This window comes from Actinomycetospora sp. CA-101289 (genome assembly GCF_050955895.1).
Lineage (GTDB): Bacteria > Actinomycetota > Actinomycetes > Mycobacteriales > Pseudonocardiaceae > Actinomycetospora.
In genome coordinates this window covers 6004556-6031315 of the sequence record NZ_CP192093.1, presented here as the reverse complement: position 1 = coordinate 6031315, position 26760 = coordinate 6004556, and the positions used below count along the sequence as shown (strand labels likewise).

Here is a 26760-nt window from a genome sequence, read left to right as displayed (position 1 = left end):
CCCCCACGATCACCGCCCCGGTCAGGCGCCCGCGAAGATCTCGTCGCCCTCGTCGTCCATGTCGTCGCCGCCGTCGTCGTGGTCGTCGGCCGGGTCCACGTAGGGCTGGTAGGTCGCCGGGTCGAACGGCAGCTCGACACCGAAGGGCAGCTCGTACTTGTCGTGCAGGAAGCGCTCGCGGTACAGGTGCGCGGACGTGTCGACGACCCGCGCCAGCAGCCGCGCCGAGAGCACCGCGCCGACACCGATGCCCAGCACCGGCACCAGCTGCGCGATCTCGCGCTGACCGATCTGCGCCAGCAGCCGCTGGTGCACCGCGTGCCCGAGCCGCTTGATCTGCGCCTGCTGCTGCTTGCGCTTCTGGCTCTCCTGCGACTTCGCGGTGATCAGTTCCGCGACCTCCTGGTAGGCCCCGGGCGCATCGTCCTCGCTCGACAGGCCCACCGCGAGCACCGCCAGCGCGATGATCTGCTCGCTGCGCTTGGTGACGTCGTAGCCGTGGTACGCCGCGACGTGCGCGACCGCCCGCGTGCACGACGCGACCGTGAGCAGGGCGTCGCCGGTCAGCGTCGCGACCGTCACCGCGATCCCCGGCAGGCTCCCGAGCCCCGCCGCGCCCGTGCCGCCGGCCGCCGCGGTGACGCCGGTGCTGCTCAGGAAGCCGGTGACGCCGCCCTGCACGCCCGCGAAGACCGTGTAGCCGAGGTCGAGGCGCGGCATCACCGCCTGGACCGCGCCGATGTCGAGCGCCCGGATGTCCTTGAAGTCGGTGACGTCGTGGCCCTGCGCGCGGAAGTCGGCGAACACCGCGTCGCGCCGCAGCGTGGCCGCGCCCGCCCCCGCGCCGGCGGCCGCGAGCTGGTGGAACGCGTTGCTCAGGCCTTCGTCGACCTGGGCCACGCCGGGGATCCGGCGCAGGGTCGACATGACGCCCGCGCGGACCTCCGCGACGCCGTCGCGCAGCGGGCTGAGCATCGTCGACGAGTGGTGCAGCGACCGGTCCTTCCACTGCACGACCTCGCGCCAGTGCTCGACGTCGGCAGCGGTCACGTCGGGCGTGGTCCGCGGGCTGTCGTCGGTCGTCGCCGTCACGCCCCGGACGGTACCCACACGCGCCAGCCCCGACCCCATCGTCGAGCTGACGAGCGTCAGAACGGGCGGCGTCGACCCGCCGGGCCACCCGCCGGCGGGCGCACCTTCTCGCCGCGCGCCCGCTGCCCGGCCAGCCGCATCGCCTCGACGACGAGGTCGCTGTTGCCCCGCCCGGTCGCGGCGTCGTGGCGGTGGAAGACGAGCGGGCCCGGGTGCGGGGCGTGCGCCACCGTCGCCTCGCGCAGCGCGTCGGGCAGCCCCGCCTTCGCGAGCCGCGCCCAGGCCCGCACTGCCGGCCGGCCGAGCAGCACGACCTCGCTCGGTGGCGGATCCAGCAGTTCCACCAGGGCGGCCAGGTAGGGCGCCGCGCGCACGGCCTCCCGCTCCAGCGCGCGCACGGGCTTGGCCGGGTTCGCGACCCACCACGGCACCACGTGCCAGTGCAGCGAGATGTCGTAGCCGAGCTTGGCGCGCTCGGTCGCGACGTAGGTGTTGTGCGCGGTGGGGTCGTTGTCGTGCTTGCTGACGAAGCCCGACCCGTCCTCGGCGTCGCCCGACGGGTCGCCCATCAGCACGAGGACCCGGGCGCCGGACCCCGCGGCCGCCGGGTCGAGGTAGGGGACGTTCTCGTACGTCGTGTCCCGGACGTGGTCGACCCAGCGGTTGAGCTCCCCGACCCGCCCGTCGTGGCGCCGCGCCCAGCGCTCCGCGTGCACCTCCGGCGCCAGCTCGCGATCGAGGAGCTCGCCGCGCTTGGCGGCGAGCGGGTTCCACACCGCGGGCATCAGCGCCGTTGGAGCAGCACCACGGGGATGGTGCGCGACGTCTTCGTCTCGTAGTCGGCGAAGCCCGGGTAGTCCTGCTTCTGCTTCTCCCAGATCGGGTCGCGCTCGTCGGCGGGCAGGTCGCGGGCACGGACGGCGACCTTGTCGGTGCCGACCTCGACCTCGACGTCGGGGTGCGCGAGCAGATTGAGGTACCAGTCGGGGTGGGTGTCGGCGCCGGCCTTGGACGCGAACACGGCCAGGTCGTCGCCCACGGCCTGGTACATCATCGGGCTGACGCGCTCGGCGCCCGACTTGCGCCCGAGGTGATGGAGCAGCAGCAGCGGGGCGCCCTCGAAGTTGCCCCCGACGCGCCCCTCGTTGGCTCGGAACTCGTCGATGATCTGCTGGTTCCAGTCGCTCATGCCCACCATCCTGCCCCGACGAGGCGCGGGGGCTCAGGGATCCAGGGCGATCGCGATCACGAGCAGAACGAATCCGACACCGAGCACCGACCACGCCGCTCCCGCGCGTCGCACGGTGCGCCGACCCGCCCGGGTCAGCCCGGCGATCGCCAGGCCTGCGCCGACGCCCGAGGCGATCGCGCCGAGCAACGCCACCACCCCGGAGCTGCAGGCGGCCGCCCGGGTCGAGCAGTCCTGCAGCTCGGCGACGGTGCCGCCGAGACAGATCAGGACGAGCAGGGCCGCGACGGGCAGCGCCGCCATCGCCGCGACGAACCGCCCGGTGCCCCCGCGCGGCGGCACCGGCACCGGCGGTGGCGGGAGACCGGGCGCGGGACCGAAGCGCGGCGGGCCCGGCTGCCAGGGCTGGGCGAACGCGGGCTGCGACGCGGCCGTCGGCGGACGCACCGGCCCGCTCGTCGGACGACCCCCTGGGCGCGGGGGTGGCGTCGCCGGACGGGGCGGACGCGGCGGGACCTGCGTCTCGAGCACCCGCTGCGACGACGACCCGGGTGCCAGCGCGCCCCGCGCCGCCTCGGCGAGGTCGCCGGCCCGGGCGTAGCGCTCGTCGGGGTTCTTGGCCAGCGCCCGCGCGATGACGTCGTCGAACCCCCGCGGCAGCCCGCCCGCCACCCGCGACGGCGCGGTCGGGGGCGTGTTGATGTGCGCGTACATGAGGCTCGGGAAGTCGCGGCCCGCGAACGGCGGCTTGCCGGTCAGCGCCTCGTGGAGCACGCACCCCAGCGCGTAGACGTCGATGCGGGGGTCGGCGTCGACGCCCTGGGTGAAGCGCTCGGGCGCCATGTAGGCCGCGGTGCCGATGGCCATGCCGGTCTGGGTCAGCCGGGTGCCCAGCGCGGCGCCGGTCGCGATGCCGAAGTCGATGAGGTAGACGAAGTCCTGCGGCCCGACCGTGCGTTTCGACGGCGTGAGCAGCACGTTCGACGGCTTGACGTCGCGGTGCACGAGGCCCTCGTCGTGGGCGGCGTCCAGCGCCGACGCGACCTGCTCGATCACCGACACCGCCCGCGCCGGCCCCAGCGCGCCGACGGACTCGATGGCGGCGCCGACGTCCTCGCCGTGCACCAGGCGCATGTCGAGGAACAGCCGGCCGTCGATCTCACCGAAGTCGTGGATGGGGATGACGTGCGGGTCGCTGAGGCGCGCGGCGGCGTGGGCCTCGCGGCGGAACCGGTCCTCGAACTCGCGCTCGCCGGTCATCTCCGCCGGCAGCCGCTTGAGGGCGACGGTGCGCGCCTTGCGGGTGTCGACCGCCCGCCACACCTCGCCCATGCCGCCGCGGCCGAGGAGCTCGGACAGCTCGTAGGGCCCGAAGCGCTCGGTCACGCCACCCTCCAGCCCAGGTCCACCGGCTCCGCATCGTCGCAGGCGAGCACCGACCACGCCGAGCGGCTCCACCGGAACACCGCGTCCTGCCCCCACGCGGCGCCCAGCGCTCGCGCGCCGTCGTCGTCCAGCCCGACCACCAGCGCGCCCGCCTCGGCGTGCGACCCGTCCTCGGCGCCCGCCACCGTGGCCCAGTGCCGCAGGCCCCGGGCGTCGAGCTCGGCCTCGAGACGGGCCTGGCGGGCGGCGTTCTCCTGCTCGGGGAGGCGCTCCGGCCCCGGATTGTGCGCCGTGACGACGTGCACGGTGCCGTCGAACGGGAAGGCGCCCTCGACCTCACCCGGCGGCGCGGGGCGCAGGACGAGACCGAGCGCGGGCACGCGCAGCACGGCGCGTCCGTAGTCGGCGGTTCGACCCGCCCGCGCCTCGTCCATGTCCGGCGCATTCTGCCGGTTGCGCGAAACCGCCCCCGCCGCGCCGCCGGTGTCCCTAGCGTCCGGCGACGTGGCCGACGTTCGGGTGGTGCTCCAGGCGCTGTTCGACGCCGCCCACGGGGTGGACGCGGTGATGGACGAGCTGGCCGCCCACGACGTCGACGACCTGGCGACCACGCCGGCGACGTTCGGTCACGACGCCCTCGGGGCGGTCGCCGTCGACTTCTGCGATCGCTGGGCTCCCGGCCTGGCGAACCTCACCGACGACGGGACGCGCTGGCCGGCGGCCTGCGGGACGCGGCGCGGGCGTACGCCGAGGCCGAGGACCTCGCCATCGACGGGTTCCGCTGGGCCCGGTGACGCGGTGGCCGAGCTCGGGGAGACGACGGACCCGGCCGCGCTCGTGCCCGGCGACCCGGCCGGGGTGCGCGCGATCCAGGAGACGATGTCGCGCCTCGGCGCCGCGCTCGTCGGGGCGGGCGACGGGCTGCGGCGCATCGAGACCGGGGAGTGGCAGGGCGAGGCCGCCGACGCGTTCCGCCTGGCGTTCGCGCCGATCCCGCCGCAGTGGACGGGGACGGGCGAGGCGTTCCTGCAGGCCGCGGACGCGCTCGCTGACGTCGCCGACGTGCTCGAGTGGGCGCGGGACGAGGCGGCCGTCGCGGTGCAGGAGCGGGGTGCCGCGGACACGCTCAGCACCCAGCCGCGTGCGGTGGACGGCCCCGACCCCGGTGAGGCCGGGCGCTCGCTGGCGGCGGAGCGCCTGCGCGCCGCGCGGGCCGAGGTCGTCGCGGCCGGCGACCGCGCCACCCCGCTCGTCGCGCGCGCCCGCGACCTCGCCCCGCCGGCGCCCTCGGTCGGCCAGCAGATCGGGGGTTTCCTCGGCGATGCGCTCGGTGGTGCGTGGTCGGAGCTGGCCGGGACCGCCCAGTTCCTCTGGCAGGTGAACCCCACCCGCTTCATCGTCGAGCCGGCCGCGGCCGTCGAGGGCTGGAAGGACCTCGGCACCGGCGTCGCCAACGCGGTGGCCCACCCGCAGGAGACGATCGAGCAGGCCCTCAACCCCCGCGAGCTGGCCACGAACCCCACCCGCTGGGCGGGCGGGATGATCACGGGCGCGGGCCTCTCGGCCCTCGGCGGTGCCGGGACGGCCGGCCGGATCGAGCGCGCGACCCGGGCGGCGGGGGCGTTGCCGTCGGAGTCCCCGGACGCGGGCGCCGAGCCGGCTCCGAATCTCGGGCGGTACAACGGCCTGACGGCGGCGGAGCACGCGGCGCGGCGGGGCGTCGATATCGGCAGACCGGGAAGCGGGAAGCACAACAAGGTCTTCGTGCGGGAGGTCGACACCGTCGCGGAGATCGAACAGATCTACCAAGCTCTCTCTCCCGGAGGGCAGGTCGCGCGGACCTCCGGTGGGCTGACGGTGCTGCTGCTGCCCGACGGGACGTACGTGACCTACCGCGCGACGTCCTCGACACCACCCCACGACCCTGCGGTGGACATCAACGCGGGGGGCTTCCGACCGGTTCGCGTGCACACACCGAGGCAGGAGGGCGGATGACCGACGACGTGTCGCTCATGGACGACATCCTCGAGGAGGCCCGCTACGACTGGATCGACATGGGCCACGCGATGGGGCTCGTGCACATCGCCGAGGGCGGCGAGGACCAGCTGGCGCTGTTGCGGCGCGCCGGCGCGCTCGTCGTCAGCCTGGTGCGCGCCGGTCGGCTGTCGCCGGGCGAGATCGGCAAGGCTCCCGGTGAGTTCGTGCCGTGGCCGCTGGCTCCCGCGGCCGCGGCGCAGGTCCTGGAGGAGTACCTCGACGAGGTCTTCAGCGGCGCGAAGCCCGTCGAGCCCTGGCAGCCCTGCCTGTTCGCCGTCACGGGCTACAACGACGGACTCCCCGCCGGGCGCCGCTGACCACACGCCCGGTCCTCGTCCTCGACCGACCCCGACCATCCACAGGCCCCATCGCCCTGATGGAACCGATCGCCCTCCCACTCCCTCCAACCCCGTGGAGACCCACGAGGAGGCAGACATGGCGAAGCCCGCGCGGACGCGACGGGACCGAGGGCGGACGGTGGCCGGCCGCCGGTACGAGGACGTGGACGACCTGGTGCGGCGGACGCTGCCCCGGCCGCCGGAGCGCGAGGAGCGCAGCGACGGGGCGCTGACCGTCCAGCTGCTGCCGCACTACCTGGCGGCGGGGTCGCTGCCCGCCTTCCGGGTCGGCGACGAGGTCGAGCTGGCTCCCGCGATCTACGCCGACGTGCACCTGCCGGCGGTGTCGGGACGTGACCGCTGGACGGTGGACGAGTTCGGCTGCACCGACGCCCGCGGCACCGTCGTCGCCGCGCCGCTGGAGCCCGGCGCCTGCGACTGCACGGTCGACGTCCTCGACGTGGGCGGCCAGCTCTTCCCGCTCAACTGGGCGGCGACACTCCCCGCCTCCGGGCGGGTGTGGGTCGAGGGCGCGTTGTACTGGGCGCCCGAGCTCGATGCGGGCACGCCGCACGGCGAGGCGGTGACCCTGTGCCGGCGGCGGTTCCGGGTCCGAGAGGTGCGCCGATACGTCCGCACCGCCCGCGTCCCCTGCTCACCTACAGCCCTCGTCGCGCTGCCCGACCCCGACGAGGTGGCCGAGGACGCCGTCTACGTCGCCGACCTGCGGCCGCTCGACGAGGCCCCGGCACCCACGGTGGCGCTCGCCCAGGGCGATCGGCGAGGCTAGCCACCCCGGCGGTCACGCCTTCCGGGAACCGCGCTCACCCTCCCCGCCGCGGACGTGCAGGATCCACCGGGCACACCGGGACATGGGGGGAGGAGCCGGCCGATGACGCTGCTGGCGACCGACCGGCGTCGCGACGCGAGGGTGGTGGCCCTCGCCGTCGCGACGCCCGTCGTGCTGGTCGTCGGCGGGTTCTTCGCCGAGGCCGCCCAGCCGCCGGGGAGCTACGACGCGGTCGGCCAGACGGTCAGCACGCTCGCCGGGCTCGGCGCGACCGACCGCTGGATCATGGCCGCCGCCCTGGCCGCCGCAGGTGCCCTCAACGTGCTCGTGGCCCTGTTCCTGCGCGGGGTGGGGCGCTCGGCGCGCCTCGTCCTGGGCGTCGGGGGCGCCGCGGTGGTCGTCGCCGCGCTGGCCGCGCAGCCCGTGCACGGCAGCTCCCCGCTGCACATGACGGGCACGGTGATCGGCGCCGTCGCCCTCGCCGTCTGGCCGCTCCCGCTCGCCGCTGACCGGGGCCTCGATCCCGACCTGCGCCGCGATTCGCTGGTCGCGACGGGCGCCATGGCCGTGGCGCTCGCCTGGCTCTGCGCCCAGGCCTGGACCGACGGGACGTGGCTGGGCGTCGCCGAGCGCGTGCTCATCCTCAGCGAGACCGTCTGGCCGCTGCGCATCGCGATCGCGTCGTGGCGCGGGTCGCGGCGACGGCCTTGGAGCGAGACGGGCTGGGACACCCTCGCCCTCGCCGTGCTCGCCCCGGTCGTGCTCGTCGTCGGCCTCCTCGCTGCCGAGGCCGCCTGGCCCGGCCCCGACCCGGGGAGCCAGTCGTTCAGCGCGCTCGCCGGTCTCGGCGCGACCAACCGGTGGATCATGGCCGGCACGCTCGGCCTGGTCGGCGTGCTGCTCGTGATCATCGCCTTCGGGCTCCGGCCCCGGGTGCCGCGCCCGGCGTGGAGCCTGCTCGCCGCCGGCGGGGTGCTGCTCGCGGTCGCGGGGCTCAACCCGCAGCCGGTCGGCGGCTACTCGATGGTGCACATGGTCGCCGCCGGCCTCTCCTGGTTCGCCTTCACCACCTGGCCCCTGGGGCTGGCCCTCTCGCCCGCGGTCGACCCCGGGCTGCGCCGGACCTCGGCGATCGCCTTCGCGGTGCTCGCCGTGCTCTGCGCGTGGTTCACCGTCGAGCTCGTCACCGCCGGCGAGTTCTACGGCCTCTCCCAGCGCGTCCTGGTCGTGTCGCAGGCGGTGTGGCCGATCCGCGTGGCGATCGCGGTGCTCGATCACCGCTCCCCAGCACCGGCGGAGCGCGCGCTGCGCGGCTGACCGCTGGCGGCGGACCGCCCGGTACGGCACGGTGCTCGCGTGATCGGGCGCCTGGTGGCCGTGGTGCTGCTCGCGGTGATCGGGGTCTACGCCGTGCTCCTCGAGAGCCCGCCCGACCCCGTGCCCGCGAGCGCCCCGCCCGCCGAGTTCAGCGCCCAGCGCGCCGCCGGCACCGTCGACGCCCTGGCCCGCGAGCCCCGGCCCGTCGGCAGCCCCGCGTCCGACCTCGCCCGCGACGCCCTCGTCGGCCGCCTGGCCGCCGAGGGGCTCGCGCCGCGCGTCGAGGCGTCCGCCGCCCTCGCCGCCGAAGGGGACCAGGCCCGGGCCGCCCGCGTCGAGAACGTCGTCGCGACCCTGCCGGGGCAGCAGCCGACCGGGGCCGTCGTGCTCATGGCGCACTACGACTCGGTGGCGGCCGGGCCCGGCGCCGCCGACGACATGTCCGGCGTGGCGACCGTCCTCGAGACCGTCCGGGCCCTGCGCGCGGGCCCGCCGCTGCGCAACGACGTCACCGTCGTGCTCACCGACGCCGAGGAGGTCGGGCTGCTCGGCGCGCGGGCCTGGGTGCGGGAGAGCATGCCCCGCGACCGCCCGATCGTCGTCCTCAACTGGGAGGCCCGGGGCGTCGAGGGGCCGTCGCTGCTGTTCCAGACCTCGCCGGGCAACGCCGGGCTGATCGACGCGTGGACCGCGAGCGTCCCCCACCCGCGGGGCGACTCCTCGGCGGTCGAGGTCTACCGCTTCCTGCCCAACGACACCGACCTCTCGCCCGTGCTCGACGCCGGGCGCCCGGGGATGAACGCGGCGTTCATCGGGCGGCCGTACCAGTACCACACCCCCGGCGACGCCCCGGCGAACCTCAGCGGGGCCTCGTTGCAGAACCACGGCGGCAACGCGGTCGCGCTCACCCGGGCACTCGGCGACCGCGACCTCGCCCCGCTCGACCCGGCCGCCTCCGGCGCGCCCGCCACCGGAGACCGCACCTACTTCGCCGCCCTGGGCCTGCTGGTCAGCTACGACAGCGTGTGGGCGTGGGGCGTCGCGGGCCTGGCGCTGGTGCTCGTCGTCGTGCTCGTGGTCGTCGCGCGGTACCGCGCCCGGGCGACCGTCGGTGGCGTCCTCGGCGCGGCCCTGATTTACGTCCTCGGCCTCGTGGTCGCCGTCGCGGCCGGTGTCGGGCTGTGGCAGGGCCTCGTGTTCTTCCGCCCGGCCTACGCCGACACCGGGCCCTTCCTCGGCCGCCCGGTGCTCTACGAGGTCGCCGCAGGCGTGCTGGCGTTCGTCATCACGACGCTGGTCGTGAGCGTGGTCCGCCGCCGCCCGGGCGCGGTCGCCCTCGCCGCGGGGGCGCTGCTCGTGCTGGCCCTGCTCGCCGCGGGGCTCGCGGTCGTGGCGCAGAGCTCGGTGTTCCTGCTCGCGTGGCCGGTGATCGGCCTCGCCCTGGCGCTGATCCTCGTGCTCCTGGTGCGCGAGCGCCCGTGGCTCGCCGTCCCGGCGCTCGTGCTCGGCGCGGTCCCGGCCGTCGCGCTGCTCATCCCGTTCGCGGTGGCCTCCTTCGCCATCGGGGGCATCTCCGACGGGCTGCCGGTCGCCGTCTTCACCCTCGTCGGCATCCCGATCGGGGCGAGCCTCTCGGCGCTGCCGCGGCCCGGCATGGCGCGGGGCTACGCGCTGCCGATCCTGGCGTTCGTCTGGGTCCTGATCCTCGCCGGCGGCGGCCTGCAGCTCGACGCCCCCGACCCGCGCACGCCCTACGGCAGCGACCTCGCCTACGTCCTCGACGCCGAGACCGGCGCCGCCCGCTGGGTGACGACGGACAGCGCCCCCGCCGACTGGACCCGCAGCTACGCCGGCGAGACCCCGGCCCCGCTCGAGGCCTGGCCGGGCGGCGAGCCGGTGAGCCGCGGCCCGGCGACGGCGCTGCCCCTGCCGCCGCCCGCCGCGACCGTGCTCTCGCGGACCCCCGACACCGTGCGCCTCCAGGTGACCTCGCCCCGCGGCGCGCCGACGGTCTTCCTGCGCACCGAGGTGCCCGTGCGGGGCGTCGCCGTCGCCTACCCAGGACGGCCGCCCCTGTCAGCACCACTCGGCGGCGGCCCGATGACCCTGCGCCTCGACGATGTTCCGCCCGAGGGCGCAGTGGTGGACGTGCAGGTGACGGGCCCGCTGACCCTGCGCGTCGACGACCAGACCCTCGGCCTCACCGGCGTCCCCGGCTTCACCCCGCGCCCGCCGGAGCTGCGCCAGGCGCGGGGGAACAACAGCGACGTCGTGGTCGTGTCGCGGGCTGTCGCCGTGCCCTGAGCGCTGTGCATCATCGACTCCCCTCCGAGAGGACCCGCCCGTGACCCCCGTGCTGCCCGCCCTCGTCGACGCCCTGCGCGGAGGGTCGGTCGAGGCCATCGACCTCACCGCCCCGCTGTCGGAGACGACGCCGATCCTGGAGCTGCCCGAGCCGTTCGCGAACACCGGTCGCTTCCGCCTCGAGGAGCTCAGCCGCTACGACGACCGCGGGCCGGCCTGGTACTGGAACGACATCCACACTGGCGAGCACACCGGCACCCACCTGGACGCCCCCAACCACTGGGTCACCGGGCGGGACGGGCTCGACGTGTCGCAGGCCCCGCTGCGCACGCTCATCGGCGCCGCCGCCGTGATCGACAAGAGCGCCGAGGTGGCCGCCGACCCCGACTTCCTGCTCGAGGTCGACCACGTCCGGGCCTGGACCGACGAGCACGGCCCGCTGCCCGAGGGTGGCTGGCTGCTCCTGCGCACCGGGTGGGACGCCCGTTCCCACGACCAGGAGGCGTTCACCAACGCCGACGAGCAGGGCCCGCACACCCCGGGCGTGTCCGCCGAGTGCGCGCGCTGGATCGCGCAGGAGTCGCCGGTCGCGGGCTTCGGCACCGAGACCGTCGGCACGGACGCGGGCGCCGCCGGCGGGTTCGACCCGCCCTTCTCCTGCCACCACTTCCTCATGGGGGCGGGCAAGTGGGGCCTGACGAGCCTGCAGAACCTCGCGCTCCTGCCCCCGACCGGCGCCGTGGTCGTGGTGTCGCCGCTGCCGATCGTCGGCGGCTCGGGCAGCCCGGCGCGGGTGTACGCGCTGGTCGAGCGGTGAACGTCGCCGAGGTCGTCGGCCGCACGCTCGCCGACCTCGGCGTCGCGCACGTCTACGCGGTGGTCGGCAGCGGCAACTTCGTCGTCACCCACGCCCTGCGCGACGCCGGGGTCGGGTTCACCGCCGCCCGGCACGAGGGCGGGGCGGCGACGATGGCCGACGCCCACGCGCGGACGTCCGGGCGGGTCACGGTGCTGTCGGTGCACCAGGGCTGCGGGCTGACCAACGCGATGACCGGCCTGACCGAGGCCGCCAAGAGCCGCACCCCGCTCCTCGTGCTGGCCGCCGAGCCCGCGGGCGCCGCGGTGCGCTCCAACTTCCGCGTCGACCAGGACGCGCTCGCCCGCGCGGTCGGCGCCGTGCCCGAGCGCGTGCACTCGGCGGCCTCCGCCGTCGCCGACACCGTCCGCGCCTTCGCCGTCGCGCGCCGGCAGCGGCGGACGGTCGTGCTCAACCTGCCGCTGGACGTCCAGGCCCAGCCGTGCCCTTCTCCCGCGTTCGTCGCCGCGGTCGAGCCCTGGAGCCCGACCCGCCCGGACACCGCCTCGGTCGCGTCGCTCGCGGCGGTCCTCGCGGGCGCGCGGCGCCCGGTGTTCGTCGCGGGTCGCGGCGCCCGCGACGCCGGCCCCGAACTCGCCGCCCTGGCCGACGCGTGCGGCGCGCTGCTCACGACCTCGGCGGTGGCCCACGGCCTGTTCGCCTGCTCGCCGTGGTCGCTGGGCATCTGCGGCGGGTTCGCGACGCCGCTCGCCGCCGAGCTCGTCGCCGGGGCCGACGTCGTCGTGGCCTGGGGCGCGTCACTGACGATGTGGACGACGCGGCACGGCGCGCTGATCGGCGACGTCGCCACCGTCGTGCAGGTCGACGACGACCCCGCCGCCCTCGGCGCCCACCACCCGATCGATCAGGGCGTGCTCGGGGACGTCGCCGAGACCGCCCGTGACGTGCTGCGGGTCGTGACGCCCTCGTCCGGCTACCGCAGCCCCGAGCTGGCCGCGCGCCTCGAGGCCGAGGGCCGGTGGGCGACGCTGCCGGTGGACGACACGTCGACCGGGGAGCGGATCGACCCCCGGGTGCTCTCGGCCCACCTCGATGCCCTGCTGCCCGCCGACCGCACCGTCGCGACCGACTCCGGCAACTTCATGGGCTACCCCGCGGCCTACCTCGCGGTGCCCGACGCGGCCGGCTTCTGCTTCACCCAGGCGTTCCAGTCGGTGGGGCTGGGGCTGGCGACGGCCCTCGGCGCGGCGATCGCCCGGCCGGACCGGCTCACCGTCGCCGCGCTGGGCGACGGCGGGTTCCTCATGGGCGTCGCCGAGCTCGAGACCGCGGCCCGCCTCGGCCTGCCGCTGCTCGTGGTGGTCTACGACGACGCCGCCTACGGCGCCGAGGTGCACCACTTCGCCGGCGCCGACCACACCACCGTGACCTTCCCCGACCGCGACCTCGCCGCCATCGGGCGGGGCTTCGGGTGCGAGGGGCTCGTGGTGCGCGCGGTCGAGGACCTCGCCGGGGTGCGCGCCTGGCTCGAGGGGCCGCGCGACCGGCCGCTCGTGGTGGACGCGAAGGTCGTCGCCGACGAGCCGTCCTGGTGGCTCGCGGAGGCGTTCCGGGGGCACTGAACGGTCAGGGCACCCAGCGCGTGAGGTCCTGCCAGGTCACGCGACGCCCCGGCGTCATCGCGCCCGGCTGCTCCGCCGCGGGGTGCCCGAGGCAGACGATCAGCTCGGGGCTCCAGCCCTCGGGCAGGTCGAGCGCGACGGCGACGGCGGCGCGGCTGAACGAGCTCACCGGCCCCGCGCCCAGGCCCACCGCCTGCGCGGCGAGCAGGACCGTGGCCGTCGCCGTGCCGACGTCGATCCAGGGGCCCGGGGTCTCGGGACGGAAGCCGTAGCGCGCGGCCAGCCCCCGGTCGACGCACACGGTGATCGCCGCCGCCGGACGCGCGATCATCCCGGGCGACACCATCCGCAGCACCCGCAGCGTGCCCGGGTGGGTCGTCGCGACGAAGCGCTGCAGGTGCCGGTTGCCGGCGGTCGGCGCCCAGCGCGCGGCCTCGAGGATCGTCTCGACCTGCTCGCGCGCCACCGGCTCGTCGGTCATCGCCCGCGTCACCCGCCGGCGGCGAATGGCGGCGAGGACAGGATCGGGGACGGGGTCGGTCACGCGCCGTACCGCTGCTTCAGGTGCGCGGCCAGCGACGCGCACGCCCCGTCGAGCTGCTCGACGTACTCCGCCCGGTCGCGCGGCACGGCCAGCAGCGGCATCGCCGCCAGCGGCCCGGCGAGCGCCTCGGCCGTCTCCGCCGACGCCCGCGGAGCCATGGCCTCGGCGAGGCGGTGGGCGGCGGTCAGCAGGCGCATCGGCCCGTACTCGGCGGCCTCGTCGACCTGCGTGCGCGCGGCGGTCACGAGGTAGGCGAACAGCTCCAGCGCGTCGTCCTCGTCGAGGACCCAGGGTGCGGTCACCCGGCCATCCTGGCCTCAGGCGCGCTCGTCGGACACGACCTCGTACCAGCTCGTGTCACTCGGCCCGTCCTGCAGACCCTCCATGCGCTCGCGGGTCTCGAGGAACGCCTCGTCGGAGTGCCACGCCTCCCACGCCGCGCGGGTCGTCCAGGTGCCGATCACGGTCCGCTCGTTGGGCGCGTCGAGCGGGATGACGAGCTGGTTGCCGATCCAGCCCTCCTTCTCGCGGGCGGTCTCGAGGCGGTCGCGCATCGCCTGGTCCCACTCCGGCTCGCGGCCGGGCGTGAGGCTGACGTGGGTGATCACGGTCATCATGACCTCTCGACTACCCGCCCGCGTGGCGCGGGAACGCGATCTCGCCGGCCGCCGCCCGCTCCGCGATCTGCGCGACGCGCCCGGCGCGGGTCGCGGGCCTCTTCGCCTCGGCGACCCAAGCGAGCATCGCCCGCTGCGGCGAGCGGGACAGCGTGTCCCAGTACTCGCGCGCTCCCGGGTGCCCGTCGAACGCCTCCGCGAGGTCGGGCGGGACCACCAGGTCCTCGACGTCGTCGAGCATCGTCCACGACCCGTCGGTCTTCGCCTCGTCGATCAGGGCGCGGCCGGCGGGCGCCATCAGCCCCGCCTCCTCGAGCCGCGCGATGCGCTGCTTGTTCGAGCGGGCCCATCCGCTGCCGCGCCGGCGCGGGGCGAACCACATCATCGAGCGCTCGTCGTCGAGCGACCGGTTGGTGCTGTCGATCCAGCCGAAGCACAGCGCCTGCTCGACGGACTCCTCGTAGCCGACGGTCGGGCGCCCGGTGCGCGCCTTCCACGTCACCAGCCAGACGCCGGTGCCGCGCGCGTGGTGCTCGCTGAGCCAGGCCCGCCAGGCGTCGATGTCCTCGGGGTGCACCTGCTCGCCCGTCACCATGCCAGCCAGCTTCGTGCCCGACGGCGCCCCGCGGAAGGTGCGTACCCTCCGCGCCGTGATCGCGCCTGGACCCGACCGCCACGGCCGACGCACCCGCTTGCTCCTGCTCGTCGTGATCGGGAGCGTCCTCGGCCTCGCCGCCGTGGTCTACGGCGTCGTGACGGGGTTGTGGGCGAGTGCGGTGATCGGCGGCGTCCTGCTGGTCGTCGCGATCTACTGCGCCGTGGTGCTGCGGCGGCTGCGCCGCGACGACCCGTCCTGATCGCGCCGGCGCTCCTCGATCTTGTCGGCGAGTATCCCGAGCGGGAACGCCAGCGCCCAGCTGACGCGCGCCCAGCCCGGCGCCACGAGCGCCAGCGGCAGGGACGGCAGGAAGGCGATGACGACCGCGGCCGTGCCCCAGTACTTGTCGCGTCCCCAGCGCCGGCCGCGCTCGCCGTCGACCAGCCCGTCCCGCTCGGCGGTCCACCACAGGGCCAGCGAGCTCACCGACGTCGCCATGATCGAGAGCGCGTAGATGATCGTCGCCGCCGCGCTGTCCCCGTCGCCCAGCAGGGCGGTGGGGAACGGGAGGAGCACGACGAAGAAGAGGAAGACGAGGTTGGCGACGAGCATCCGCCGGCTTGCGCCCGTCAGCGCCCGCAGGTCGTCGTGGTGCAGGAGCCAGAAGCCCCCGATCACCGCGAAGCTCAGGAACAGCGCCAGGAACTGGTGCTGCAGGGCGAGGAGGTCCTCGACGACGTGGCCGTCGCGGACCTGGGCCTCGGTCAGCGGCAGGATCAGCAGCGTGATCGCGATGGCGAAGACACCGTCGCTGAACGCGGAGACCCGGTCGAGGGTGGGCAGCGGCCAGTCGTCGGTCTGGTCGCGACCCGCCATGCCGCCCTCCCTCAGCCGCCGATGTCGTACGTCGGGGTGATCCTCGCCCGCCCGATGCTGTGGAAGAAGAGATTGAAGCCGAGGAACGCGGGCGTCGCGTCGGCGCCGACCCCGAGGTCCTCGGTGTCGATCGCGTGCACCACGAACATGTAGCGGTGCTCGCCGTGCCCGCCGGGCGGCGCGGCGCCGATGTAGCGCCTGGCGCCGGCGTCGTTGGCCAGCGTGATCGCGCCCTCGGGCAGCAGGCCCTTGTCGGGGTCGCCGGCGTCGGCGGGCAGGGAGGCCGTGGAGGCCGGGATGTTGGTGACCGCCCAGTGCCAGAACCCGCTGGCGGTGGGGGCGTCGGGGTCGTAGCAGGTGACCGCGAAGCTCTTCGTGCCCTCGGGCGCGCCCGACCACTCCAGCTGCGGCGACACGTCCTCGCCCCCGGCGCCCATGATGCCGCTGACCTGCGCGTTCGGGAGCGTCTGCCCGTCGTTGACGTCGGTGCTGGTGACGCTGAACGACGCGACGTCGGGCAGGAAGTCGTAGGGGTCGGGCGGCTGGTGGGCCACGGGTGCCTCCTCGTCGGCGGTGATCCGTCTCCCGCGCCAGTACCCGCCACCGTGGCGGGGTCACGCGTCGGGCGTCAGGCCCCACTGCACCAGGAGGAGGTCGACGCGCCGCTGGTCCTCGAGCAGGTAGGGCGCGCCGTCCCACGGCCGGGTCTCGAGAGCCTGCCGAAGCCGGTCGAACTCCGGCACGGCGGCTGGTGGCAGCGCGTCGATCTGGTCCTGCACCGGCCCTCGGGTGTCGAGCGCGTACATCTGCCGTCAGAGCCGAGCCTCGGACGCCCGTGTCGACTCGCTCTCCGGCGGAGCCTCGCCCGTCGACTCCTCGACGGCCTCCCGGACGATCCGCCGATACTGCTCCCGGTCACGCGTGATCCAGGCGCGGCGGCGCCAGTGCTCGACGACCTCGTGCACGGGCTGCAGGTCGAGCTCGCGCTCCGCCTCGTCGAGGGCCGCCCGGAACGCGCGGTCGAACGCCTCGTGGTGCTCGGGGTGGAGCGCGGCCCGCACCGCGCGGGGAGACGCACCCACCCGCGGCAGGGGCGGGAGCTCGCCCGCCCTCGTGTCCGGGGCCGCGCTGGTCATGTGTCGACGATAGCGAGAACGACCGACAGCGAGCTCCTGGTCAGGAGAACGCACCGACGTAGGCGTTGAGCGCGGGCTGGCCGCCGAGGTGGGCGTAGAGCACGGTCGAGGTCGGCCCGATCTCGCCGGACCGCACCAGGTCGATCAGGCCGGCCATCGACTTCCCCTCGTACACCGGGTCGATGATCATCTTCTCGAGTGCGCCGGTCAGCCGGATCGCGTCGATCGTCGACGCCACGGGATGCCGTAGCGGTCCCCGGCCCAGCCCTCCAGCACGGGGATCTCGTCGTCGCGCAGCTCGCTCGGCCTCCTGCTGCTCCACCTCGCGGGCCCAGTTCGCGAACCCGAGGCCGTCCAGCAGGAGGCGCCCACTCACGGCGGGTTGGGGGACAGCGCTCGAATGACCTCGCGCAGCGGCTCGGGGGAGGCGGCGATCTCACCGAGGTACGGATGCGACAGCATCAGGACGAGGTAGAGGATCATGCCCACGAGCACAGCCAGACTGGCGACCATCGCGACATGGGACGCGGGATTCGCTACCCCGTAGACGATGGAACAGCCCATCAACAGCGCGGTGGTCAACAAGATCACCCCCCAGAGTGGCCAAGGCGGTCCCACCTCGGTTTGTGCCTGGAGGACGCGCTCGGTGCGAGCCGTGCTGAGATCGTCGAGATCGGTGAACGAGCTCGTGAGCATCGTCTTCTGTAGATCGTTGCTTGCTTGAACCTGTTCGTAGGCGGAACGCAGATCGTTCGACGCTCGGTCGGCCGGCGGATAGGACCCACCGTTCGCCGCCACGTCCCACTCGACCACGGCCGCTTCCTCGTACCGGAGGAGCGCCACTCGTATGCGCTCGCTGTCCGGCTCGGCGAAGACGTGCAGGCGAGCGACCAATTGCACTCCGGCCGCCCCTTCGGCGCGTGCTCGTTCATCGGCAGCATTGATCTCACCCCACCTGACGGAGACGACGAAGCCGATGAAGAAGGTGAACACCAGAACGACGACACCAGCGGCGAAGCGCAGGACGTCGTTGTGTTCCTCGCCCGCCAGCCGCGGGAACCGACGACGAACGAGGATCTGGACGAGCACCGACAGCCCGACGACGAGGACGAGAACGCCGATCAAGAGCAGCCACGACGGCACGTGGCCCACCAACCACGCGCTCATCGCTGCACTCCTGTACCGCTTCTCGTCGGGCCACGCGGGCCGAGTGCTCAACGCTCAAGGATCGCCCTGAGCCCAAATCTGGCACACCCGGCGCCGCCGGCACAGTGCTGTGGGTCGGCACCCGCTGATGGGGTCGAAAACCACGAACAAGATCGTCGGGGGCCAGACGCGCGGGTGGCGCGCTGCTCATGCGTCGACGATGGCGAGGCCCACCGACGACGAGCTGCTGGTCAGGAGAACGCACCGGCGTACGCGTTGAGCGCGGGCTGGCCGCCGAGGTGGGCGTAGAGCACCGTCGAATCCGGCGCGATCTCCCCGGACCGCACCAGGTCGATCAGCCCGGCCATCGACTTCCCCTCGTACACCGGGTCGATGATCATGCCCTCGAGCTCGCCGGTCAGCCGGATCGCGTCGATCGTCGACGCCACCGGGATGCCGTAGCGGTCCCCGGCCCAGCCCTCGAGCACGGTGATCTCGTCGTCGCGCAGCTCGCGCCCGAGCCCGATCAGCGCCGCGGTGTGCCGGGCGATCCGCCCCACCTGGTCGCGCGTCTTCGCCAGCATGGCGGAGGCGTCGATCCCGATCACCCGACGCGGCCGGTCCTGCCCGGCGAAGCCGGCGATCATCCCGGCGTGCGTCGAGCCGGTGACGGTGCAGACGACGATCGTGTCGAAGAAGACGCCGAGCTCGGCCTCCTGCTGCTCCACCTCGCGCGCCCAGTTGGCGAACCCGAGGCCGCCGAGGTGGTGCTCCGAGGCACCGGCCGGGATGCCGTACGGCGTCCCGCCGGCCGCTCGGACCTCCTCCAGGGCGCGCTCCCAGGAGTCGCGGATGCCGATGTCGAAGCCCGCCGCGTTCAGCCGCACGTCGGCGCCCATGATCCGCGACAGCAGGATGTTGCCGACCTTGTCGTTGACCGCGTCCGGCCAGTCCACCCACTTCTCCTGCACCAGGTGGGCCTTCAGCCCGAGCTTGGCGGCGACCGCGGCGACCTGGCGCGTGTGGTTGGACTGGTAGCCGCCGATCGAGACGATCGTGTCGGCGCCGGACGCGAGCACGGCGGGGACGATGTACTCGAGCTTGCGGGTCTTGTTGCCGCCGTAAGCCAGGCCGGAGTTGCAGTCCTCCCGCTTGGCCCAGATCGACGCTCCGCCGAGGTGCGCGGTCAGGCGCTCGAGGCGGTGGACCGGGCTCGGCCCGAACAGCAGCGGGTAGCGCTCGAAGTCATCCAGCGTCATGGGGCTCCTGTTCGGGGCGCAGCGTCAGCCAGTTCTCGCGGTTGGCGCGGGCCGCACCCTCGGCGTCACCGGCGCGGGCGAGCTCGACGATCCGGGCGTGCTGGGCCACCGACGCGCGTCCGGTCAGCGACGCGAAGCGGGCGCGCTCCATCCGCTGCAGCAGCGGGGTGACGTCGTCGAGCACCGCGGCGAGCCGGCGGTTGCCGCAGACCCGCACGAAGACGCCGTGGAACGCGGCATCGGCGGCGATCGCGCCGTCGACGTCGCCGCTGGCCAGCGCCGCGGCGAAGGTGTCGTTGGCGCTGGTCATCGCATCGAGGTCGGCGGTAGTGAGAACCGGGACGGCTTCGCGGGCGGCGAGCTCGTGCATCGCCGCGGCCACGGACTGGGCCTCGACGGTGGCGCGCACGTCGAGCGCGCTGACCGTCGTCGAGCTGCCGGGGCGGACGGCCACCAGCCCGATCTGCTCCAGTCGCGCGATCGCTTCGCGGATCGGGGTGCGGGAGACGCCGAGCCACTCGCTCAGCTCGGCGTCGTTGAGCCGCTCGCCCGGCTCCAGGGTCCCGTCGACGATCGCCGCGCGCAGGGCCCGGAACGCCTGCTCGCGCAGCGGGCTGCGGTCGGTACCGGCGCTGCGGCTCGGGATCGGCATGCGGCGAATGGTATGCGATATTTCGCTTGCGCAAGGAGGCCAGTCTCCGGGGTCACATCAGGCGGCGATGACGGCGCCGAGCACCTCGCGCCCCTGCCCGGCACCGCGGACCTGGACCACGGCGTGAGGGTCTTGATGGGGCTCCGAGCTCCCGCCGAGAATCCGGTGGAACCGCACGCGCTCCGTGTGGGTCCAACCCCCTGAGGACCGACCAGAGGGGGAAACGATGACCTCGCACGCGCGCTTCTGCTCATCGATCGTGGGCGCACTGGCGCTGCTGCTGGGCGGCACGGGCGTCGCCGCCGCCGACCCGATCCCGCCGTGCCTGAACTACGTGCATCGCGAGGAGGCGGGGCGGGTGGAGGTGGACCTGCGCCCCGATGAGCGCACGGGCACGTTCACGACGCTGACGATGTGGTGGTTCATCGATGACCCGGGAGCCGCGCCCGGTGTCTACACGTGGAACCACCTGGTCAACGGGAGGGCCACGTCGTCGCCCAACGTCATCGTGAAGGACGACCAGCTGCACACGTCACTCCGCATGATCGAACGGCACGCCGGTCTGCAGTGGACCTGGGGTGACGTCTACACCTTCCAGGCCACCCACTACTCACCGACGACCAGCACCACGTACGTTGCCGCGAACAACCAGTGTCGGATCACCCCGAGGTAGCGATGCCCGAGCTGACACAGCAGGCCGGCCGGATCTGGATGGCCGCCCTGGCCGAGCACCTCGCCTCGGTCCTGACGCCGCTGCTCCCGTCCGACCGCGAATTGGTGGCCACGGGCGCGGAGCTGGCGGTCATGATCCGCCGCGAGGGCGCGCCGCTCAAGGTGGCGCTGACCTTCCCCCTGCCCACCCCGGGCGAGGCGCCGGTCCTCGATGCGGAGACGGTCGACGAGGTCTTCCGCGACCTCCAGGACGAGATCGTGCTGCACCTGGGGGAGACGTGGCCGACGGCTCCCGACGGGCGCGTGTTGCGAGCGAGGGCCCGCGAGACCGACGGTGCCGTCGGTCTCGGGTTCGAACCGACGTCGGGCGATCCCGCCCAGGCGCTGGCACTCGAGGTCTTCGTCCCACCGAGCGTCGAGGGTCCACGAGCAGCTGGCTGACGTCAGGGTCAACGGCGATTCCGAGGTCCGAGCTGGCTCACGCGGCGCGGCGACGCTCCGCCTCGGTGAGTCGTTCGCGGATCCCGGTGGTCAACCGTCGTCCGCCGAAGGCGGCGAGCGTCTCCCGGTACAGCTCCTCCCGGTCCATGCCGCCGCTCTCTCGCGACACCGCGTCCATCGCATTGGCGATCTCCTTGAGAGGGATGTCCTCGAACGGCCGACTCATCCCGTCCGCGGAGCCGCGAAACTCGGTCCACGACGCAGGGTCGGTACCTGGCTTCCAGACGACACCGTCGACGACGCGCAGGTCGGGTGAGAGGAGGGCGAGGATGGCATCGACTCGCTCCTGGCGGACGCGATTGAGGTCGAAGGCGCGGGCCACTGCCCGCGCGAGACGTGCGAGCGGGATCGGTGCCTCGGCGGCGATCGCGTCGGCCAATGCCCGGCGGACGCGGGCTGCTGCGGCAGGCTCGGGTAGCGCATCGAGAGTCTCCCGTCCTCCGAGCAGGCCCGGCTCCCACGCCTGGAACTCGGACGACTGGCGCGCTCCTGATGGGCGGTCTAGCCCAGGTTGAGCAGGAGCCTTCTGGGGTGGCGCAGACGCCATCGTCGCGGGCCGGGCGTCAACCGGCTTCGGTTTGATCTCCTCGACGAGATCGGACGAGGCGGCGGGTACGTCGACCGCGGCGGGCGCTGGCTCCTCAGGCGGGGGTGGTGGGGGCTCGGTCACGCGCCGCTGGAGATCGTCCAGGACGCCCTCACGATCGGCCATCCAGGTGGGCAGCCATACGCGGGCCACGTCGGGCCACCCGAGGACGCGGGTGAGAACCTCGGCAGGCAGTCCGTCTCGATCGCCGACCGTTCGGCGCGCCGCCCAATCAGGACCGTCGAGGAGGATCGCCAAGGTCGGCGTCTCGGGGGAGGAAGGCGGAGCCACGGCGAGGTCCAGCCGGAACTCGGAGAGACCGACATCGGTTTGCACGACCAGACCCCGTTCGCGCAGCGCGGAAGCGACGTCGTCCCGATGACGATCGCGCGCGGAGGGCTTGCGGGCGGTGTCGCCCGAGCTGGACAGGCCACCGGCGGCCAGCTCGAGGTAGGCGCGCAGGTGCTTGAGCCCGATCGACGTGGAGTTCTCGGCTCGGAGGTCGCTGGGTTCGAACGAGCAGAAGACGACGACCTCCCGCCGCGCTCGGGTGACGGCGACGTTGAGGCGCCGCTCGCCGCCGAGGCGGTTCAGCGGGCCGAAGTTGGACGGCACCCGACCGCGGTCGTCGTACGAGAAAGCCACGGAGAAGAAGATCGTGTCCCGCTCGTCGCCCTGCACGTTCTCGAGGTTCTTGACGAAGAGGCGTCGGTCGTCCTCGCGCTCGAGGGCGTCGAGCAGGGCGGGGACCTCGCTCGCGCGGAGCAGCTCGTCGATCAGGTCCCGCTGCTGCACGTTGAAGGTGACCACGCCGATCGACGGGGGGTCATCGACCACGGTGGCGAACCGGCGCACGATCTCCTCGACCACCGCGCGAGCTTCTACGGGGTTCGTCCGCAACGTCTCGCGCGAGCCCGACCGCAAGAAACGGCCGTCGACCCGGCGGAACGCGAGGCCGTTGCCGGCTCGGGCCGGCGCGGGGAACGAGGCCAGACGCCCCTCGTAGTAGTGGCGGTTGCTGAAGGCGATCAGAGCTTCGTCCTGGCTGCGGTAGTGCCATGACAACCAGGTCTGAGGGACGCGGGCCTGGACGCACTCGGAGAGGATGCTCTCCTCGTCCTCGGGGATGACGTCCTCGTCAGAGGCCTCGACCTCGAGTTCCTCGTCGTTCGCGCCGGCGCCGCCGAACATCGTGGGCGGCATCTGCTTGCTGTCTCCCACGACGACAGCCGCGCGAGCTCGGCCGAGTGCCCCGACGGCGTCGGCCACCCGAATCTGGGAGGCCTCGTCGAACACGACCAGGTCAAAGGGTTCTGTATCGGGGCTGATGAAGCGTGACAGCGAGTCGGGGCTGACGAGGACGCACGGAGTCACCTGCGTGACGAGATCGCCGTAGCGCGCCATCAGGGCACGGACGGAGAGGCCGCCGCGCTGGCGACCGATCTCCCGACGGAGTTCTCCGATGCGGCCGCGCGTCGAGTCCGAGACGAATGAGCGCTCCTCGACGATGCGGCGGGGAACGGCCTCGACGAGGTGGCGGCGGACCTCTGCCGAAGCCCGGGCGAGGCGGGCGATGGTGCGCTCATGGGTGCCGGCGTCGAAGCGGTCGAGCTCAGCGGAGGCACGGCGCTCAGCGATCGAGGTCCGGGCGACACCCCGGTCGAAAGCTGCAGGCAGCTCTTCCGGGGCGACGTCTCCCCGCAGCACAGCGGCCGCCGTCTCTGGACTGCCCCGCTCGGCGAGGGCACGGACCAATCCGCAGAGCGCCTCCCACTCACGGAGCCGCACCACTCCGGCGTCACCGCGGCGCTCGTCGGCCCCCGCGCCCCACGCGTCGACGAGCGATGCACCGTCGCGCCACGTGTCCACGTCAGGGGCGATCCCGGCCGCATCGACGACGATCCCGAGACCCGAGGTGAGACGTTCCAACGCCGCCCACCACCGTCCGTCGCCGCGCGACGGATCGGCGATGTGGGCGCGGAGGGCGTCACGGAACGGGCCATCGGTAGCCCCTAACGTCGCGCTTGCCTGTTGCAGCGCCGTGACCTGAGCGAGCGGCCGGTCGCCCTCGCCGTCGAGCAACGGGTTCCACCCGTCGGGAAGCCCGAGTCCCGGGAGGGCGCGCACCTGGTCGCGCAGCACCCGGATCTCGTCGCGGAGGCGCACGAGCTGGGTCAGGAGATCCACGATCCCGGCGAGCTCGGGCTCGGCGCCCGGGACGAGGCCGGGGCGCACTCGGTCGAGGACGAGACGCTGGCGCTTCTTCCGTCCGAAGAACGACGAGGCGGCGGCTTGCTCCGCGTCACCGAGCAGATCATCGAGTGGCAGCCCGACCGCGGTGGGCAGTGCGGCACTGAGCACGGGACGAGGCGCGTGCATGAAGCGGGCGATGGATGTCCGCACCTCGGCTGCGGCCCGCTCCCACCGTGGCTGCGCCACCTCGTCGAGGAGACCGAGGGGCGGGTGGTCCGGTCGGCAGAGCGCGACCGCCTTGTTCAGTTCTGACACTGACGACGCGGCATAGACCAATGTGCGAAGGGTGGGAGGGCCACCCGCGATGACGGCCAAGGCCTCGTCGGCGATGCGGGTGCCGGTGCGCAGCTCTTCGACCGACGAGGGCGTGCCGCGGACGAACCCCCACGGGTGGTGACGCCGTGGGCGTGCTCGCCAGGCCGCGTCGGCGAGCTCGGTCACGTCGATCGGGCGAGAGGCGCCTCCCTCCGCGACGAGGCGGCGATCGACGGGAAGCGTGGGGCCGTCGCCGCGAGCGAGCTCCGTATCCCGTGCGCTGTAGAGCGACTTGCCGATCGCGTTTCGCGCGTGGAGCGACTGCGCGTAGCGCGCGAGCGTGCGGGCGCTGGTCCGCAGGTCGTCGTAGGCGACGCGATAACCCTCCTCGTCGAGGGCCGTCTCGTGGTCGAGGGCGCGACGCAGCTGCTCGCGGACCGCCGAGGGCTTGCTGCTCTTGTCGTGCAGGTCGAGGGAGAGGACGCCTAGGCCGATCGCGTCCAACCGTGCGCGGACCACGTCGAGCGCGGCGCGCTTCTCGGCGACGAAGAGGACACGGCGACCCTCGGCCATCGCCACTGAGAGCAGGTTGGTGATGGTCTGGGACTTCCCGGTGCCCGGCGGGCCCTCCAAGACGAAGGTCTGCCCGTTCCTCGCCCGCGCAACGGCGTCGAGCTGCGAGGAGTCAGCGGCGACGGGGCACGACGCGGCAAGCACGTCGAGGTCTTCGTCGGGGTCGGCGACGCCGTCCTCGAAGGCGTCGTGCGGAGTGTGGACGAGGTGGTGCACCAAGGGGCTGTCGGCGAACCGCGACCAGTGCTGATCGAGGTCGCGCCACAGCACGAACTTGGCGAACTGCAGCACCGCGAGATCGAGGGTCTCGTGCACCCGGAACGGTAGGCCGGCTGCCGCGGTCGCCTCACGGACCGCGCGCAGCACCGCCGCGACGTCGACGCCGCGCTCGTCGGTGACCGGCTCGGCGAGCCCCGGCAACTCGAGGTCGTGCTCCTGGCGCAGCTTCTCGAGGAGGCAGTGGTTCGGGGTGCTCTCGCCTCCCTCGTCGAGTGTGAGCCGGTGCGAACGTCCGCCCCGGCCAATGGTGAGCGTGACCGGGAGGAGGAGCAGCGGCGAGCGCAGCTCGCGGCGCTCCAGGGTCCAGGTCAACGTGCCGACCGCGAGGTAGAGATTGCTGCTGCCCGACTCCTCGAGCAGCGTGCGCGCCTTCCGTGCGAGTCCCCGAAGGCGTGTCGCGTGCGGACCCCCGTCGAGCTCGGTGTAGAGCTCGCGGTCCTGCTTCAGTCTGCGGAGCAGCAGTTCGTGGGGCAGGTCGGTGGCACCGCGCAGCCCTCGCGCTCCGTACACAGCGTCGACGTCATCGGCCGGCCGCAGATTGATGGACTTCCGATCGTGGAGCAGGTCCTCGACCAGCGGGAGCGATCCGTCCGCGGCCAGGAGCCGTGTCGCGCTGGGGCCAGACGAGAAGTTGATCAGGCGGTTGCGCAGGCTGAGGTCGAGCAAGGTGTTCTTCCACTGCTCTACCCGGACGGGCGCGGTGGGCCGGCCGTCACGTTGCGGAGGAGCGGTCGAAGCCTGCTCTAGACCGGGCGCCACCCCGGCGCTCTCTCCAGACCGCTCGGGCGGCTGATACACGGTGACGGTGATGCCGCCCGCGGCGTCCCTCGTCCGCGCGGGTAGCGGGTGGATCTCGTTGCGGCGGGCCTGGTGGACGTCGACGACCCCGACGATCTTTTCTGGGCGGTCCTGCAGCCAGCGATGACGAGGATTCCGACAAGCGTCGGCGAACGACGTGGGCGATTCCGAGTCGGTGAGGAAGGTGGTCTCGATGAGTCGCATCCGGTCGAGATCGACGTCGTTGGCGGCGGTCTCGGGCTCGGTCGTCACCGTCTGCGTGAGGCGGTGGTGCTCGTCGCGCCAGTAGCCGACGAAGGCGTGACCTTCGACGACCCAGAGCAGGGGGTGTAGACCTGCCTGCTCGACGGCTGCGGCGAGCAGAACGGTGGTGTCCAGACACGTCCCGACGCCACTTCGAGCGAGGACCTGGTCGGGCGTGCGGACCTTCTGGCCAGATCCCCAGCTTGCAGGGGGGTCGCTGTAGGCGATCCGACGAGCCTGCGCCGCCCGGTAGATCGCTCCTGCGATCTCGTCTGCGCGTTCGGGGCCAGCCTGGTAGCCCTGCGTCGAGGGGCTCCCGGTCGCGCGGCGCAGTTCCTCCCGTGCTTCGGCGAGCAGGTCGGAAACGGCAGGGTGGTTGGGCAGGACGAAGGCCGCTAGCAGCTCCAAGCTCAGCTCGGTCCGCTTCGGCTCGGCCACCCACTGGTTGTAGGCCAGCAACCGAACGGGCTCCGTCATCCGACGCCGGGCGTCCCCGGCCACGACCTCCACCACGAGAGACGCGGGTCGCTGCTCGTCCACCGTGACCGTGGCCTCGGGGTCGGGCTTCACCAGGACCGTCTCGAACGTCACGGGTGTCCGGGGAGGCAGCACTTCGAGGTGCTTGCCCCACGGCGCGGCGAGGACCTCACCCTCCAGGTCATGCAGCTCAACGCCGAGATGGACGTCGGTGAGGTCGTCATCGGTTTGGTTGGTGACGGTGAGGCGCCGGACGACCGAGATGCCAGCCGTCGCCATGGCGAGATTGACGAAGCCGGCGTGGAGGAGTTCGACCGAGACGCCCAGGTCGCGGTCGGTGTCATCCGCGCGCGCGTGGCGTCCTCCGACTGCGGTCACGGCCCCTCCTCCGTTCGGCCACGAC

General features: G+C 73.7%; 27 protein-coding genes and 1 pseudogene. 10 read left to right on the top strand and 18 right to left on the bottom strand.

Features of this window, described 5'->3' with window-relative positions; genetic code table 11:
• Positions 1-21 precede the first annotated feature (21 nt).
• Genes ACQPX6_RS29930 through ACQPX6_RS29910 form a run of 5 tightly spaced genes read right to left on the bottom strand, consistent with a single transcriptional unit; the run spans position 22 to position 4101 of the window.
• Complete coding sequence (locus tag ACQPX6_RS29930; RefSeq protein ID WP_433784459.1) at positions 22-1092, bottom strand: EcsC family protein; 1071 nt, start codon at positions 1090-1092, stop codon at positions 22-24.
• A 56-nt stretch (positions 1093-1148) separates the two neighbouring features.
• Positions 1149-1877 carry a hypothetical protein gene (locus ACQPX6_RS29925; RefSeq protein ID WP_433784457.1) on the bottom strand — a complete coding sequence of 243 codons (729 nt, stop codon included), beginning with the start codon at positions 1875-1877 and terminating at the stop codon, positions 1149-1151.
• Positions 1877-2281: a nitroreductase family deazaflavin-dependent oxidoreductase gene (locus ACQPX6_RS29920; RefSeq protein ID WP_433784456.1), complete on the bottom strand. Its 405-nt coding sequence runs from the start codon at positions 2279-2281 to the stop codon at positions 1877-1879. The genes ACQPX6_RS29925 and ACQPX6_RS29920 overlap by 1 nt, the downstream gene beginning before the upstream one ends.
• A gap of 33 nt (positions 2282-2314) precedes the next feature.
• Positions 2315-3667 (bottom strand): serine/threonine-protein kinase, encoded by a 1353-nt coding sequence (locus ACQPX6_RS29915; protein ID WP_433784455.1) that lies wholly within the window; start codon positions 3665-3667, stop codon positions 2315-2317.
• Positions 3664-4101: a DUF3293 domain-containing protein gene (locus ACQPX6_RS29910; RefSeq protein WP_433784454.1), complete on the bottom strand. Its 438-nt coding sequence runs from the start codon at positions 4099-4101 to the stop codon at positions 3664-3666. The genes ACQPX6_RS29915 and ACQPX6_RS29910 overlap by 4 nt, the downstream gene beginning before the upstream one ends.
• A 70-nt stretch (positions 4102-4171) precedes the next feature.
• Between ACQPX6_RS29910 and ACQPX6_RS29905 the strand changes: the two genes are divergently transcribed.
• The 7 genes from ACQPX6_RS29905 to ACQPX6_RS29875 all read left to right on the top strand — a co-directional run bounded on the left by ACQPX6_RS29905 (position 4172) and on the right by ACQPX6_RS29875 (position 12892).
• Positions 4172-5662: a putative T7SS-secreted protein gene (locus ACQPX6_RS29905; RefSeq protein ID WP_433784453.1), complete on the top strand. Its 1491-nt coding sequence runs from the start codon at positions 4172-4174 to the stop codon at positions 5660-5662.
• A complete protein-coding gene (locus ACQPX6_RS29900) occupies positions 5659-6021 on the top strand; it encodes a hypothetical protein (protein WP_433784452.1) in 363 nt (120 codons plus the stop codon). Before ACQPX6_RS29905 ends, ACQPX6_RS29900 begins: the two co-directional genes overlap by 4 nt.
• 118 nt (positions 6022-6139) lie before the next feature.
• Positions 6140-6832: a hypothetical protein gene (locus ACQPX6_RS29895; RefSeq protein WP_433784451.1), complete on the top strand. Its 693-nt coding sequence runs from the start codon at positions 6140-6142 to the stop codon at positions 6830-6832.
• A gap of 102 nt (positions 6833-6934) precedes the next feature.
• Positions 6935-8149, top strand: a complete 1215-nt coding sequence (locus tag ACQPX6_RS29890) for a DUF998 domain-containing protein (protein WP_433784450.1) — start codon at positions 6935-6937, stop codon at positions 8147-8149.
• 39 nt (positions 8150-8188) lie between these two features.
• On the top strand, positions 8189-10453 hold the full coding sequence (locus tag ACQPX6_RS29885) for a M20/M25/M40 family metallo-hydrolase (RefSeq protein WP_433784449.1): 2265 nt from the start codon (positions 8189-8191) through the stop codon (positions 10451-10453).
• A gap of 40 nt (positions 10454-10493) precedes the next feature.
• A complete protein-coding gene (locus ACQPX6_RS29880; protein WP_433784448.1) occupies positions 10494-11270 on the top strand; it encodes a cyclase family protein in 777 nt (258 codons plus the stop codon).
• Positions 11267-12892 (top strand): thiamine pyrophosphate-binding protein, encoded by a 1626-nt coding sequence (locus tag ACQPX6_RS29875; protein WP_433784446.1) that lies wholly within the window; start codon positions 11267-11269, stop codon positions 12890-12892. The genes ACQPX6_RS29880 and ACQPX6_RS29875 overlap by 4 nt, the downstream gene beginning before the upstream one ends.
• Before the next feature lie 4 nt (positions 12893-12896).
• Here ACQPX6_RS29875 and ACQPX6_RS29870 read toward each other — a convergent pair whose 3' ends face one another.
• The 4 genes from ACQPX6_RS29870 to ACQPX6_RS29855 are packed head-to-tail and all read right to left on the bottom strand — an operon-like array spanning position 12897 to position 14648.
• On the bottom strand, positions 12897-13436 hold the full coding sequence (locus ACQPX6_RS29870; RefSeq protein WP_433784445.1) for a nitroreductase family protein: 540 nt from the start codon (positions 13434-13436) through the stop codon (positions 12897-12899).
• Positions 13433-13738 (bottom strand): DUF6092 family protein, encoded by a 306-nt coding sequence (locus ACQPX6_RS29865; RefSeq protein ID WP_433784444.1) that lies wholly within the window; start codon positions 13736-13738, stop codon positions 13433-13435. The genes ACQPX6_RS29870 and ACQPX6_RS29865 overlap by 4 nt, the downstream gene beginning before the upstream one ends.
• A gap of 15 nt (positions 13739-13753) precedes the next feature.
• Positions 13754-14053, bottom strand: coding sequence for an antibiotic biosynthesis monooxygenase family protein (locus tag ACQPX6_RS29860; RefSeq protein ID WP_433784443.1), 300 nt, complete (start codon positions 14051-14053; stop codon positions 13754-13756).
• Positions 14054-14063: 10 nt separating this feature from the next.
• The gene (locus tag ACQPX6_RS29855; protein WP_433784442.1) at positions 14064-14648 is read right to left on the bottom strand and encodes a YdeI/OmpD-associated family protein; all 585 of its coding nucleotides are present in this window, start codon (positions 14646-14648) and stop codon (positions 14064-14066) included.
• Positions 14649-14703: 55 nt separating this feature from the next.
• Between ACQPX6_RS29855 and ACQPX6_RS29850 the strand changes: the two genes are divergently transcribed.
• Positions 14704-14910, top strand: a complete 207-nt coding sequence (locus ACQPX6_RS29850) for a hypothetical protein (protein ID WP_433784441.1) — start codon at positions 14704-14706, stop codon at positions 14908-14910.
• Here the strand turns inward: ACQPX6_RS29850 and ACQPX6_RS29845 are convergent.
• The 8 genes and pseudogenes from ACQPX6_RS29845 to ACQPX6_RS29810 all read right to left on the bottom strand — a co-directional run bounded on the left by ACQPX6_RS29845 (position 14862) and on the right by ACQPX6_RS29810 (position 19720).
• Positions 14862-15527, bottom strand: a complete 666-nt coding sequence (locus ACQPX6_RS29845) for a TMEM175 family protein (protein WP_433784440.1) — start codon at positions 15525-15527, stop codon at positions 14862-14864. The two genes, ACQPX6_RS29850 and ACQPX6_RS29845, sit on opposite strands and share 49 nt — an antisense overlap.
• Before the next feature lie 11 nt (positions 15528-15538).
• Entirely contained in the window at positions 15539-16081 is a 543-nt protein-coding gene (locus ACQPX6_RS29840; protein ID WP_433784439.1) for a YbhB/YbcL family Raf kinase inhibitor-like protein, read from the bottom strand.
• A gap of 60 nt (positions 16082-16141) precedes the next feature.
• Positions 16142-16306 (bottom strand): hypothetical protein, encoded by a 165-nt coding sequence (locus ACQPX6_RS29835; protein WP_433784438.1) that lies wholly within the window; start codon positions 16304-16306, stop codon positions 16142-16144.
• 33 nt (positions 16307-16339) lie between these two features.
• Entirely contained in the window at positions 16340-16663 is a 324-nt protein-coding gene (locus ACQPX6_RS29830) for a DUF6247 family protein (protein WP_433784437.1), read from the bottom strand.
• Positions 16664-16703: 40 nt separating this feature from the next.
• A pseudogene (locus ACQPX6_RS29825) lies at positions 16704-16904 on the bottom strand (1-aminocyclopropane-1-carboxylate deaminase); the annotation flags it as partial.
• A 131-nt stretch (positions 16905-17035) separates the two neighbouring features.
• Entirely contained in the window at positions 17036-17830 is a 795-nt protein-coding gene (locus ACQPX6_RS29820; protein ID WP_433784435.1) for a hypothetical protein, read from the bottom strand.
• A 230-nt stretch (positions 17831-18060) separates the two neighbouring features.
• Positions 18061-19068, bottom strand: coding sequence for a 1-aminocyclopropane-1-carboxylate deaminase (locus ACQPX6_RS29815; protein WP_433784434.1), 1008 nt, complete (start codon positions 19066-19068; stop codon positions 18061-18063).
• Positions 19055-19720, bottom strand: coding sequence for a GntR family transcriptional regulator (locus ACQPX6_RS29810; protein WP_433784433.1), 666 nt, complete (start codon positions 19718-19720; stop codon positions 19055-19057). Before ACQPX6_RS29810 ends, ACQPX6_RS29815 begins: the two co-directional genes overlap by 14 nt.
• Before the next feature lie 226 nt (positions 19721-19946).
• Here ACQPX6_RS29810 and ACQPX6_RS29805 point away from each other — a divergent pair, with 226 nt between their 5' ends.
• Together ACQPX6_RS29805 and ACQPX6_RS29800 are read left to right on the top strand one after the other, a co-directional pair.
• Positions 19947-20393: a hypothetical protein gene (locus tag ACQPX6_RS29805; protein WP_433784432.1), complete on the top strand. Its 447-nt coding sequence runs from the start codon at positions 19947-19949 to the stop codon at positions 20391-20393.
• Positions 20394-20395: 2 nt separating this feature from the next.
• Complete coding sequence (locus ACQPX6_RS29800) at positions 20396-20833, top strand: hypothetical protein (protein ID WP_433784430.1); 438 nt, start codon at positions 20396-20398, stop codon at positions 20831-20833.
• 37 nt (positions 20834-20870) lie between these two features.
• Here the strand turns inward: ACQPX6_RS29800 and ACQPX6_RS29795 are convergent, their stop codons facing one another.
• Positions 20871-26735, bottom strand: coding sequence for a DUF4011 domain-containing protein (locus ACQPX6_RS29795; protein WP_433784429.1), 5865 nt, complete (start codon positions 26733-26735; stop codon positions 20871-20873).
• Positions 26736-26760: the final 25 nt, after the last annotated feature.